This window comes from Tolypothrix sp. PCC 7712 (assembly GCF_025860405.1).
Lineage (GTDB): Bacteria > Cyanobacteriota > Cyanobacteriia > Cyanobacteriales > Nostocaceae > Aulosira > Aulosira diplosiphon.
This window is the reverse complement of record NZ_CP063785.1, coordinates 8410685-8424292: the sequence shown is the minus strand read 5'-3', so window position 1 is coordinate 8424292 and position 13608 is coordinate 8410685. Positions and strand designations below refer to the sequence as shown.

General features: G+C 41.9%; 8 protein-coding genes and 1 pseudogene. 4 read left to right on the top strand and 5 right to left on the bottom strand.

Annotated elements, in window-relative coordinates; translation table 11 throughout:
- The first annotated feature begins 6 nt into the window (after positions 1 to 6).
- Both HGR01_RS34305 and HGR01_RS34300 read left to right on the top strand, forming a co-directional pair.
- Positions 7 to 2397, top strand: coding sequence for a PAS domain S-box protein (locus HGR01_RS34305; RefSeq protein ID WP_045867867.1), 2391 nt, complete (start codon positions 7 to 9; stop codon positions 2395 to 2397).
- A gap of 397 nt (positions 2398 to 2794) precedes the next feature.
- Complete coding sequence (locus HGR01_RS34300; protein ID WP_045867868.1) at positions 2795 to 3973, top strand: phosphoserine transaminase; 1179 nt, start codon at positions 2795 to 2797, stop codon at positions 3971 to 3973.
- On the opposite strand, the gene HGR01_RS34295 is transcribed toward HGR01_RS34300, so the two are convergent.
- The 5 genes and pseudogenes from HGR01_RS34295 to HGR01_RS34275 all read right to left on the bottom strand — a co-directional run bounded on the left by HGR01_RS34295 (position 3945) and on the right by HGR01_RS34275 (position 8246).
- Entirely contained in the window at positions 3945 to 4082 is a 138-nt protein-coding gene (locus HGR01_RS34295; RefSeq protein WP_168160914.1) for a hypothetical protein, read from the bottom strand. The genes HGR01_RS34300 and HGR01_RS34295 overlap by 29 nt on opposite strands.
- A gap of 92 nt (positions 4083 to 4174) precedes the next feature.
- Positions 4175 to 5092 (bottom strand): tetratricopeptide repeat protein, encoded by a 918-nt coding sequence (locus HGR01_RS34290; protein WP_045867869.1) that lies wholly within the window; start codon positions 5090 to 5092, stop codon positions 4175 to 4177.
- A gap of 727 nt (positions 5093 to 5819) precedes the next feature.
- Positions 5820 to 6155, bottom strand: a complete 336-nt coding sequence (petJ, locus tag HGR01_RS34285; protein ID WP_045867870.1) for a cytochrome c6 PetJ — start codon at positions 6153 to 6155, stop codon at positions 5820 to 5822.
- 210 nt (positions 6156 to 6365) lie between these two features.
- Positions 6366 to 6869 (bottom strand): GNAT family N-acetyltransferase, encoded by a 504-nt coding sequence (locus HGR01_RS34280; protein WP_194007969.1) that lies wholly within the window; start codon positions 6867 to 6869, stop codon positions 6366 to 6368.
- Positions 6870 to 7075: 206 nt separating this feature from the next.
- Positions 7076 to 8246, bottom strand: a pseudogene (locus HGR01_RS34275) (RpoD/SigA family RNA polymerase sigma factor).
- Positions 8247 to 9039: 793 nt separating this feature from the next.
- Between HGR01_RS34275 and priA the strand changes: the two are divergent.
- Both priA and HGR01_RS34265 read left to right on the top strand, forming a co-directional pair.
- A complete protein-coding gene (gene priA, locus HGR01_RS34270) occupies positions 9040 to 11574 on the top strand; it encodes a primosomal protein N' (RefSeq protein WP_045867873.1) in 2535 nt (844 codons plus the stop codon).
- Between the two features lie 432 nt (positions 11575 to 12006).
- Positions 12007 to 13296, top strand: a complete 1290-nt coding sequence (locus tag HGR01_RS34265) for an FAD-dependent oxidoreductase (RefSeq protein WP_045867874.1) — start codon at positions 12007 to 12009, stop codon at positions 13294 to 13296.
- Positions 13297 to 13608: the final 312 nt, after the last annotated feature.

Sequence of the window (13608 nt, the reverse complement as noted above, 5' to 3'; positions counted from 1 at the left end):
GTAACTATGCTCCAGCATACTGTTTTGATTGTTGATGACTGCCCTGAAGACCGGGAAATATATCGTCGCTATTTAGCGAGCGATCGCCTACACAGCTATACCATCCTAGAAGAAGAGTTAGGTGAGCCAGCACTAGCTTTATGCCAAAAGATTCAGCCAGATGCCATCTTACTTGACTTTTTGTTACCAGACCTGGATGGATTGGAATTTTTAGCAGAATTAAAGCAGTCTCTCACCAATCCCCCACCTGTAATTATGGTGACAGGGCATGGCAATGAAACAGTAGCAGTGCAGGCATTGAAAAATGGTGCCCAAGACTATTTAGTCAAAGAAAAGACAACATCAGACAGTCTGCAATTAGCAATGCGGTGTGTCATCGAGAACACCCAACTCCGCCAGCAACTCCACTACAGCCAAGAGCAATTCTGCACTTCTACCGAAAATATGCTCGATTGCTTTGGCATTTACTCTGCCATTCGCGATGCATCTGGGAAAATTGTGGATTTTCGCATTGAGTATGTTAATGCAGCAGCTTGTGAAGCTATTCAGATGACTGCAGTAGAGCAAATTGGGCAGAAGTTGTGTGAAACTTTACCAGCCAATCGCCCATCTGGACTATTTGAAGATTATTGCCAAGTAGTACAAACAGGCAATCCGCTACGTAAGGAATCCTTAATTTACACCGATGTTGATGGACAGCAGGAGTTAACCAAAGCCTTTGATATTCACATTAGCAAGTGGCAAGATGGCTTTGTCGCCTCTTGGCGAGATATTACAGAACGCAAACAAGCAGAAATTCATCATCATAAATTACTGCTAGAGGAACAAGCAGCACGACAGCAAGCTGAGTTAGCCGAACAGCAATATCGAATGCTGGCTGCAAAATTACAAGCAAGTGAGCTGAGATTCCGCCGGGTTTTCCAAGAAGCGCCAATTGGTATGGCAACTGTCGATTTAAACTATCGTTTTGTAGAAGTTAACCAAGCCCTATGTCAAATGCTGGGCTATTCCCAAGAAGAACTACAAAAGTTAAATTTTCTAGACATTACCCATCCAGACGATATTACCAAAGATGTAAATTTAACAGAGCAACTCTTCCAGCGAAAAATTTCTAGCTACAGCCTAGAGAAACGCTATTTTCAGCAAAATGGGGAAATTATTTGGACTGCACTCACAGTTACCTTACTTTGGCAACCGAATGGCACAGTCTTGTGTGGGCTAGCGATGATTGAAGATATTAGTAACCGCAAACACCTCGAACAAACCCTCAAAGACAATGAAGCTCATTTCCGCCAGCTAGCCGATGCTATTCCCCAAATGGTTTGGACTACTGATGCTGACGGTCAACAAGAATACAATAATCAGCAATGGTTTGCATATACAGGGTTAACCACAGAACAAACACAACAGCTGGGTTGGCAAGCAGCATTACATCCTGACGATTTACAACGTGCTTACGCCATTTGGACGAGTGCTTTACAAACAGGCTCACTATATCAGGCAGAATATCGCTATCGCAGAGGGATTGATAGTAGCTATCGCTGGCATTTAGTGCGAGCAATTCCCCTGAAAAATGAGCAGGGACAAGTAATTAAATGGTTTGGCACTTGTACAGATATTGAAGACCGAAAACAGATTGAAGCAGAACGAACTCGCTTACTAGAGCTAGAACAAGCAGCGCGGATGGAAGCAGAAGCCGCTAGCCAAGCCAAAGATGAATTTATTGCTATCATTTCCCATGATTTGCGCTCTCCTGTGAATAGCATTCTCGGCTGGACAAAACTTTTACAAAGCGGCAATCTGGATGCAGTTACAACTAGCCGCGCCTTAGATGCGATCGAAAGAGGTGCGACATCTCAAGCTAGATTAATTGAAGATTTGCTAGATATCTCCCGCGTTATCCGTGGGACGCTGGAACTTCAAATTGGTACAGTTGATTTAATTAGCATTATAGAGTCAGCTATCACCACTGCTCATCCCTCAGCTGTAGCAAAAAATATCAGCCTCAATTCTGTACTACCCCAATATATTACTGAGATATGTGGCGATCCTCAAAGATTCCAACAAGTGTTGGGAAATTTGCTGTCTAACGCCATTAAATTTACTCCCAACGCCGGGCAAATAGAAATCAAGGTTGAGCAAACCAAAACAGAAATTCAAATTACTGTCAGCGATACTGGACGCGGTATTAGTGCTGAATTTTTGCCTCATATCTTTGAGCGTTATTGCCAAGAATCCAACAGTCACAACACAGTTGGTTTGGGATTAGGACTGGCAATCTCTCGCCACATTGTAGAACTACATGGAGGCACAATCAGCGCTACTAGTCCCGGTGAAGGTCAGGGTGCGACTTTTACTATTCAGTTACCTATTTTTCGTAGGTTTCAACAGGTTTAGGGATTGGGGATTGGGGAACTCGGGGCCCCCTCTGGGGATAAGGGGTAATGGGGACTGGGAAAAGGGGAATGGGGAATGGGGAATGGGGAAGGGGGAATGGGGAAGGGGGAATGGGGAATGGGGAAGGGGGAATGGGGAATGGGGAATGGGGAATGGGTAATGGGTAATGGGTAATGGGTAATGGGGAAGGGGGAATGGGGAAGGGGGAATGGGGAATGGGGAATGGGGAATGGGGAATGGGAAAACCTTTAACCCTTAACCTTTAACCTTTTCCCCTTAACCGTGGGGAATGGGGAATGGGAAAGAAAAAACCTTTAACCCTTAACCTTTAACCTTTTCCCCTTAACCGTGTAGTATTGCGATGTCCCTCAATAAGTAATTGTCTTTGAGTGCACTTATGTCCCAAGCTGTTTCTCCTCCTACAACCAAGCCTAGCAATCCTTTCTTCTCCTCTGGCCCCTGTTCTAAGCGTCCCGGTTGGTCTGTTTCGCAACTAGAAAACGCCTGTGTAGGTCGTTCTCACCGTTCTAAAGATGGTAAAGCGAAATTAGCTGCAGTCATTGAACGTTCTAAGCAAATCCTCGGTGTTCCGGCTGATTACCGCTTGGGTATCGTTCCCGCTTCTGATACAGGTGCAGTAGAGATGGCTTTGTGGTCACTTTTAGGACACAAACCTCTTGATATCCTGGCGTGGGAAAGCTTTGGTCAGGAATGGGTAAAAGATGTCACCGATGAATTACAGTTACCTGATACCCGCTTGATTAAAGCACCTTATGGTAGTTTGCCAGATTTAAGCTCTGTTGATTTTAGCCATGATGTCGTGTTTTTGTGGAATGGCACAACCTCTGGTGTAAGAGTGCCAAATGGTGATTGGATTCCAGATAACCGCGAAGGTTTGACTATTTGTGATGCAACATCTGCCGTATTTGCGATGGATATACCCTGGAATAAATTGGATGTAGTAACTTATTCCTGGCAAAAAGTATTAGGTGGTGAAGCACAGCATGGTGTGATTGTACTTTCACCCCGCGCTGTAGAACGCCTGGAAACTTATAACCCAGCTTGGCCTTTACCTAAACTCTTCCGGATGTCCCAAAAAGGGAAGCTGATTGAAGGTATTTTCCAAGGAGATACCATCAACACCCCATCAATGTTGTGTGTAGAAGATGCTCTAGATGGTTTAATTTGGGCAGAAAGTATTGGCGGACTACCTGGTTTAATTAAACGTAGTCAAGCTAACTTAAGCGCGATCGCCAAATGGGTTGAGAAAAGCGATTGGGCAGGCTTTTTGGCAGAAACCCCAGAAATTCGCTCTTGTACTTCCATTTGCTTGAAAATAACTGATTCTTGGTTCACTAGCCAAAGTCCAGAAGCACAAGCAAAATGTGCTACTCAATTAGCCAAACTCCTAGAAAAGGAGAAAGTCGCTTATGATATCGGCGCTTACCGTGCAGCACCTCCAGGATTGCGAATTTGGGGAGGTGCAACAGTAGAAACCGCAGATATTGAAGCACTGCTTCCTTGGCTAGACTGGGCTTACAGTTCAGTTAAAGCTGAGTTGGCGGCTGTGGTTTAGGGATTGGGGACTGGGGATTGGGGACTGGGGACTGGGGAATGGGTAATGGGGAATGGGTAATGGGTAATGGGTAATGGGTAATGGGTAATGGGTGTTTGTCATTTGTCATTTGTCCCCCTCATCTCCCTCATCTCCCTCATCCCCCTCATCTCCCTCATCCCCCTCATCTCCCTCATCCCCCTCATCTCCCCCATCCCCTCATTAAACAAACTCCGAGGCGGCGGGTATTTGCTTTTGCATTGTCTGGAGTATTTTTACAGCCTTTTCATAGGCTGGCTTTTCGCCTGTGTAACCAAAGAACTCTGATGCTTTTTGTAAATCAGCGATCGCTCCTTGATAATATCCCAGTTGATAGCGGGCTACTCCACGGTTAACATAAGCCATACCATTACTAGGATTAAGGCGGATGACTTTGGAAAAATCACGCAATGCGCCAAAGTTATCTCCTTTTTTACCGCAAGCACAACCTCGGTTAAAGTAGGCTCTGTAATCGTTACCATCGAGTTGAATTGCTTTACTAAAATCGCCCATAGCGCCTTCATAATCAAGCAATTGTAACCGCGCCAAACCTCTGTCATTGTATATATCTGCAAGGAGTAAATTTGCGGAGGGGGGAATTTGGCTGAGGGCTAAATTATAATCAACTATCGCTTCTAAATACTTATCTGTGGCTGCATAGGCGAGAGCAATATTATAGTAAGCTCGAAAATCAGCCGGTTTAAGTGCGATCGCTCTTTGATAATCGGCAATCGCAGCGGGATAATTTTGTTGTCTGTAGTTTGCTAACCCGCGATTAATATAAGCCTCAGGATTTTCTGGTGAAAGATTTATGGCTTGGGTACAATCTGCGATCGCTTGCTGGTATTCTTGGATCTGAAGATAAGCAAGACAGCGATCGCTATAAGCTTCCCCCAAATTGTTTTGCAGTTGAATTGCTTGATTGAAATCCGCGATCGCTTCTTCGTAATGACTGTGGCTAATTTTATCTACACCCATCTGCAAAAATTCCCGCGCAGTAGTTGGAGTATGATTTAGAGCTGAAGCGTTAGCCGTATGAGTCAAAAAAGTGAAAGCCAAAACTGCGATCGTACTGAAAAGTAATCGCCAAAAATAAATCATAAGCAATACATTTGAGTAAATAATTACTAATTCGTAATTCGTAATTAATCGATTGACGTTTAAATCTTGTAGAGACGCGATTCATCGCGTCTCCACAACCCCAAAATCATGACGAAAAATTCTTAACCAAACCCTATTACCCTTTTTGTAGCGTGTTTTAGGCGTAAGCAGTAACACACCACAACCTTTGATAAAGCTGCGTCATGCTGATTTCAACAATCAAATATCAGTCCTTATAGCAATCCTAAATGATTTGTGAAATCTGATCTGAAGGGTTGTTAACTGTTAAGCGTTGACAGTCAACAGTCAACAGCCAAAACCGATATTTTTTACAATTGAAATAGGATTGCTATATATTAATTACGAATTACAGCATTTTCCAGGTCAATGAAGTACAAGGGTCTTGCACATTTTTTTTGCCCTCCTGAAATAATCTGTACCTCAATCTTTTATTCTCTGCTGTATAAATTACTAATTATTTGAATAATTTTGGTATTGCTACAATTAAGCGGGACAAAAAGCCCCGCTAATGAACGAATTTAGTCAACTAAAAGATGCAAGATGAAGTGAAAATTATTACAAGCTGAATAGAATATTAGGCGAAAAAATCAAGTTTTTCCGTGATGATCATCCTATTCCCCTATAGGTGTAATAATTCCATACATCAGACTTTACACTTCCAACTTTAGCTGTCAGTCTACCTCTAGAGTTGAGTTAATACTTAACTTTATTTCCAGCCTTTATCTGCACTTTCAAGTACGTAAGCAGCTACGTCTTCAATTTGGTTAGGCTTTAAACGTCCTTTGAAAGCAGGCATAGCATTTTTACCATTTGTCACTTGGGCGATAATGGCATCAGCGGAGTACATACCGTATTTTTCTAAAGCATCTTTCTGCAAGTTTTTATTGGCTTGAACCAAATTTTTTCCACCTGCATGACAAGAAGCACAATTAGCACTAAATACCTTGGCTCCACTAGCACTATCTGCTGCTAAAGCTGGCTTACTGAAGGCAAAAGTGAAGATTGCTATGCCTAACAGTACTATTGAAAAAAACTTCTTCATTTCGTGTTTCCTCTACAACCAAAGCGTATTCGGCGCTATTTCCTTCATATTTTCAGATGAGCAAAGATCTTCCGTCAATAGACAGGCTGTCATACTTCGCTATAAGCCTTAGCTGGCTTACGTTTCCAGTTTTTTTTGTTAATTAACTGCTGATACAAATTATTGTCAAAATAGTGAAGAATTGTTAATTTTTTCTCCATTATTTTACCTTTATGAGATATTGTATCTTGCCGCTAATTGTGCCATTGATTGTTCAGTAACGCGACAAATTCGCCAATCTTCTAAAATATCAGCCCCCATACTGCGATAAAATTTTTGTGCAGGTTCATTCCAATCCAAAACGCTCCATTCTAACCTGCCACAATTTTGTTCAATAGCTATTTGGGCTAATTTAGATAACAGCGCTTTACCTATTCCTTGACGGCGATATTCAGGGACAACAAACAAGTCTTCTAAATAGATACCTGGTTTAGTCAAGAATGTTGAATAATTGTAAAAAAATAGGGCAAAACCTACAGCTTGCCCTGCATATTCTGCTAAAATTGCCTCCACAAATTTGGGAGAGCCAAATAAATGCTCTTGCAATGCGATCGCATTGCCAGTTACAGCATGAGAAAGTTTTTCATAATCAGCTAGCTGCTGAATTAAGCCAAATAAAACATCGCAATCAGCAGGTTCGGCAAAACGCAAAGTTAAATTGTTACCCAAGGTCATTAGTCCATAGTCTATAGAGATAGTCCATAGTCTATAGCTAATGGGGGGCTGGGGATTGGGGAACTCGGGGCCCCCTCTGGGGATAAGGGGTAATGGGGATTGGGGAATGGGTAATGGGTAATGGGTAATGGGTAATGGTACAAATGACCCTTGACCCTTAACCCTTGACCTTTAACCCTTGACCCTTGACCCTTGACCTTTAACCCCTAGATTAACCAGCCTTTCAACCGCTTGGCTATATGTGGACGGCGTAATTTTCGCATCGCTTTACTTTGAATTTGGCGCACTCGTTCGCGGGAGAGGTTGAACATATTGCCAACTTCTTCTAAAGTGCAGGGTTCGCTGGTTGTTAAGCCGTAACGCAGAGAAATTACGTCCTTTTCTCTGGGGGTTAAAACATCACCCAAAACTTCCCAAATCTCCTGACGCATCATGTTTTCGTTCATTTTTGCTTCTGGAGATTGGTTATCTTCATCTTCTAGCAAGTCCATCAATTCCGTGTCTTCTTCTTTACCTACACGGTGGTTGAGGGAAAGTGCTTGTCGCCGCAGCTGTTGTAATTGGCGTAGTTGCTGCACATTCATTTCCAAAGCTTCTGCCATTTCTGCTTCGGAAGGATTGCGCGATAATTTTTGTTTGAGTTCGCGTTGTGCTTTTTTGAGTTTATTAAGTTTTTCAACTATATGGATTGGTAAGCGGATTGTGCGTGCATCATTAGCGATCGCTCTAGTAATCGCTTGTCTAATCCACCAGTAGGCGTATGTGGAAAATTTATATCCTTTATCTGGATCAAATTTTTCTGTAGCGCGGTTTAAACCCATTGCGCCTTCTTGGATTAAATCTAGAAAAGGCACTCCGCGATTAAGATATCGTTTAGCAATGGAGACGACTAACCGCAGGTTTGAGCGAATCATTTTGCGTTTCGCTACTCTACCTTGATATAAGCGACTTTCTAGCTGCTTTTCTGTCATATCGAACTCGGCAGCTATTTGTGCTTTGGTCGGTTGTTGTCCTAAATTGGAGTATAATTCTTCTTGTTTTTGGCGAAATTCTTCTAAAAATCTGACCCTATTTGCTAATTCCACCTCTTCTTCGGCTTTTAGCAAGGGATAGCGCGCCATTTCCTTAAAAAATGCGCCCACAGCATCATCATGCTCGGTTTTATTGTATCCCGAAGGGCGGGCTGCCGCCATCTCATCGCCATCGCGTTCCTCTGATTCCAGTGGTTCTGGAATTGGGGAATCTTCTTCTGCCACTGCTTCTAAAATTTCAAATGATTGTTCTTCATTTTCAGCAGCATTCTCCAGTAGTTCCATTGTTCCCAATTGAGCAATATTCATAACTTTCCTTTAGGGATTGTTGCTTTGTTTGGTACATATTTCAGTGACAGCTGCTTGCTTGAGGCTTGGTAGTTTCCCTAAGGGACAAATGCACACGTCCGGTAGCAAAACGCAAGTTTATGCTAATTTCTCATTAGAAGTTAGAATCATTGTCTAGCTGTCATTCTTTAGTTCCTGCTAGATAGATATCATCACAAATACTGGCCTATGCACCCACCAACTTTCTCCTCAGCTCCCCCAACCATATATTCCTCATTCTTTTCTCGATCACCAAATATGTCAAATGCCCTCAAACTTTCTCAACCTGAACTCATATAAATTTTGCAGCTTGGCATTCCCAATTCTTAAATTTTTATGTAATTTTACAGTTATTTTTATAAGGTTGGGAGTCATTGCCAAAATGTAAATTTTACGGCTGAGTTTTAACTTGTTGACAAATTTTGTGGGCGATACAAAATTAGCAATTTTTAATGCAGAAATTTTGTGTTTGATTTGTATAAAAGCATCTCATATATATAAACGAGCTAATATCTATCAATAGGGTGAAAATTCGATACCCTCTTTAGTAGATATAACTACTGTTTAGAAAATTGCAGATGAAACGCTTATTTTGGCTGTAGGCAGTAGCAAATATTTATGGCATCTATAGTTGAGGTGAAATAGGCAAGTGAATTACATAAGAGGAAACTTACCAAGTCTTATGCGGGATAAAAGTATTGCGATTTACAGTTTATGCCTACAAAATCAAAAAGTTAATTTTTTTGGTAGAAGTTAACTTTTGCCAAACTAGATTAAAGGCATAGAAAAATCTATCTATTAACACACAACATATGTATATTGATGGCGTAAATTTATCCCATTTGGTAGTTAATGAGCCGGGATTATCCTATCAGTCAAAAACAAATGTAAATCGCTGGGTTGAAGTCCTGGTAGACTGTCCAGGAAACTTAGGGTTATTTACATATCGTTTACCCGAACAGTTAGAAATCAAACCAGGTGATATTTTAACTGTACCCTTCGGCACACAACAAATGGGAGGGATTGCCATCCGTTTATTATCACAACCAAATACTGATATACCACTAGAGAAAATCCGCGATGTTGAAGATGTTGTGAGTGCAGGTTTTTTTCCTAGTGGTTATTGGGAATTATTAAATCGAGTCGCAACGTATTATTATACACCTCTAATTCAAGCGATTAGGGTAGCTTTACCACCAGGTTTATTAGGGCGATCGCAGCGTCGGATTCGCTTAACTTCTTTAGTCAAGCAGAGTGAAAAAATAACGGATCAGAGTCATGATGTAATAACTCCTAATATTTCTCCCAATACTACCTTCCTCAGTTCATCTGCCCAGCAAATTTTACAACTTTTACAAGCTCAACCAGCAGGAGACTATAGCTTTGCTTATCTGCAACAAAAAGTGAAATCTGCTTATCGAGGCGTGCGGGAGTTAAGGCGATTTGGTTTAGTAGAAAGTTATTTAGAACCTCCTAGATTAACGCGACCAAAATTACAGAAAGCTGTTACACTTATTGCCACCATAGATATAGATTTAACCGCGCGCCAACGAGAAATTGTAGAAGTACTACGAAAACGTGGCGGTGAATTATGGCAAAGTGAATTATTGCAAATTTGTCATACTACTACTTCTATCTTAAAGACGTTAGCAAATAAAGGCTACATCACTATAGAAGAAAGAGAAGTTTTACGCGCAGAAACAGGCCCAGAAATCACAGGCGATCGCGCTAAATCTTTAACAGCAGATCAATCTCATGCTTTAGATAGAATTCAAGCAATCGATGGATATGCTCAAGTGTTGTTGCATGGGGTTACAGGTTCTGGTAAAACCGAAGTTTACCTGCAAGCGATCGCACCTTTATTACAACAAGGTAAATCAGCGTTAGTTTTAGTCCCGGAAATTGGACTCACACCCCAGCTAACGGATCGCTTCCGTGCCCGCTTTGGTAACAAAGTTAGCGTCTATCACAGCGCCCTCTCGGATGGAGAACGCTACGATACGTGGCGGCAAATGCTCACAGGCGAACCACAAGTAGTAATTGGTACACGCAGCGCCATTTTTGCGCCCCTACCCAACTTGGGTTTAATCATCCTAGATGAAGAACACGACAGCAGCTTTAAACAAGATACTCCCATCCCCACCTACCATGCGCGCACCGTTGCTCAATGGCGCGCCGAAATCGAAAATTGTCCCTTAGTCTTAGGTTCTGCAACACCTTCCCTAGAAAGCTGGGTAAATTTCACAAACAATGAATTCAGCACTCACTACTTAAGCCTCCCGGAACGCATCAACTCTCGCCCCTTACCGCCCATAGAAATAGTAGATATGCGGCAAGAATTACAGGCGGGAAATCGTTCTATATTTAGTAGATCCCTACAAGCAGCTTTAAACGAACTGCAAGAAAAACAACAACAGGGAATATTATTTATCCATCGCCGGGGACACAGTACTTTTGTCTCTTGTCGCAGTTGTGGCTATGTGTTGGAATGTCCCCACTGTGACGTATCCCTAGCCTATCACCACACCGAAGACGGCGCGCCGCAACTTTTGCGCTGTCATTATTGCAATTATGCGCGATCGCATCCCCAATTCTGCCCCGATTGCGCTTCCCCTTACCTAAAATTTTTTGGTAGTGGTACTCAGCGCGTGGCGCAAGAATTATCACGCCAGTTTCCCCAACTGAAATATATTCGCTTTGATAGCGACACCACCCGCAACAAAGGCGCACATCGTACCCTCCTCACTCAGTTTGCGAATGGTGAAGCACATCTATTAGTTGGGACACAAATGCTTACCAAAGGTTTGGATTTACCACAGGTGACATTGGTGGGTGTTGTCGCGGCTGATGGATTATTACATCTCTCAGATTATCGTGCCAGCGAACGAGCATTTCAAACCTTAACCCAAGTCGCCGGACGTGCAGGGAGGGGTGACGATCCTGGTAGAGTAATTATCCAAACTTACAACACAGAACATGAAGTAATTGAGTCCGTTAAACATCACGATTATCACTCTTTTTCGGCTGCCGAACTGGAACAAAGACAAGCACTAAATTACCCTCCCTACGGCAGGTTAATTTTATTACGCTTGAGCAGTTTAGATCCCATTCAAGTGCAAAATACGGCTCAGATCATCGCCACAGCATTAGGAACAGAAGACGGATTTGAAATTTTAGGGCCAGCACCAGCCAGCATTTTACGAGTAGCTAATCGTTATCGCTGGCAAATCCTGATTAAATTTGCGCCAGATGATTTACCAAATTTACCAGACTGGGAACAAGTGCGATCGCTTTGCCCTGCTTCTGTAAGTTTGACTATAGATGTTGACCCGCTAAATATTATGTGATGGTGGGAAAATAATTCCTATAAACCAATACAGTTCAGTTAAGAAAATTAATTGATCACAAAACTAAAAACCTAGTACCGCAAGGCGTAAATAAATAGACCATACCCTACGGGAAGCCGCTTTGCGTCTACAAAATCAACCAACCGCTTACTCTGTCTTAATTTTGAATTTTGAATTTTGAATTTTGAATTCCGCCTTGCGGTACTAGTTACTCAACAAAAAACCGAACAATCATTTTGGAGGGGGTTTGGGGGACGCAACCGTCCGAAGTTTTGTGGAAGGAAACCTTCCCCACAAACTTCACCCAATCGGGGGTTTGGGGGAGAATCCCCCAATTGAGCTAGCTGTTTCCACAACTAACAAATCAATCATTAATGATCTTATTTGACCTGTATTGTCCTATAAACTTTTGAGAGTTTTTTGATTTAATCTATGGTTAAGAAATTAGCGATCGTGGGTGCTGGCCCTAGCGGACTTCTCCTAGCACATTATTTACTGCGTCGTGGCGAACAATACAAAATCGAAATTTACGAACGCCGCAGCGATCCGCGAACTGTGCCATTTGCCAAATCCCGAACTTTTCCCATCGCTTTAGGAAATCGGGGAATAGCCGCGTTGCAGAAAATTCCCGGACTTGTGGAAACAGTCAAAGCCATGAGTTTACCCACTACGGGGTCTATCCTACATCAACCCAATGGCAAGACACAAACAATCACCAGAAAGAAACCTCTATTTACTCTTGATCGCACAAATTTAGCGATCGCGTTATTAAATCAATTAGTAGAAAAATATGATAACAGCCGATTAAATATTCATTTCAACAGCCAATGTACCCAGGTAGATTTGGCCGCCAAACAAGTCACTTTTGAAAGAGATACCGCCGAAAAATTTACTGCTGATTATGACTTATTAGTTGGTGCTGATGGGGCAAATTCTGCAGTTAGAGATCATCTTTGTACAACAGAATTGTTTGAATGCCAAAAGCAATCCTACCGCAACGAGTACAAATCCATCTATATCACCAATCCCACAATTAACCTGCAACCCGGTAAAATTCACACATGGAGAATTGATGATGGCAGCAACATCATACTACTCAATCAACCTGACGGCAGCATTAGTGGTGTTATCTATTTTCCCCAACAGAAAAATCAAATAACAAGTCTGACTACCACAGAAGAAGTACAGCAATTCTTCCGCCAGAATTTCCCCGAATTTGCTCAGTTGATACCACAATCAGAAGCAGAAGCTTTCCTCAATCGCCCCATTTCCCAAGTAATCACAATTCGCTGTAACCGTTATCACTATGATGACAGTGTGGTATTAATGGGAGACGCAGCTCATGCTGTTAGCCCCGCTCTTGGTCAAGGTTGTAGTTCGGCGCTGGAAGATGTTGTTGTGTTCGATAATCTTTTAGACGAATATACCGACAATTTAGCAGCAGCAATCGAAAATTTCAGTATTCGCCGCCAACCAGATGCTCATGCATTAGCAGAACTAAGCGAAAACGCCTTCCCTGCTACTAAGGGACTATTTTTGGAATTTATCCTCAGACAACGTCTGTCACAAATTCTGCACCAACTATTTCCCCAACGCTTCTTACCATCCTTATTTGAAGTCGTATCTGACACCACAGTTCCCTACAGAAAAATTTTGCAGTCTTACGAAGGTTGGGTATCTAAAGTCAAAAATGCTAACAACCAGTTTTACAGCAACCTGTAGCAATTAATCAGGGAACCCAAAATTGCTTAAGGGGAAAAGGTTAAAGGTTTTTTCTTTCCCTTTTCCCTCTTTTTTTAACCGACAAGTATTGGAACCTCAGAGGGAAGAAAATCACAGTTTCTAATTTTTTTCATTAAAGATCTAAAAAAATTAAATCTTAATTTTTCTTAACACAATTAATACTAGTATACAACGCATCTTATTCACACATTTGGCATATACGTATACTAAGCATATTCTACTAGTAAAATTTGTTAATTGTGAATTTGAGATGAGCAAATCCAATTCAGATAAAAACTTTTGATTTCAATA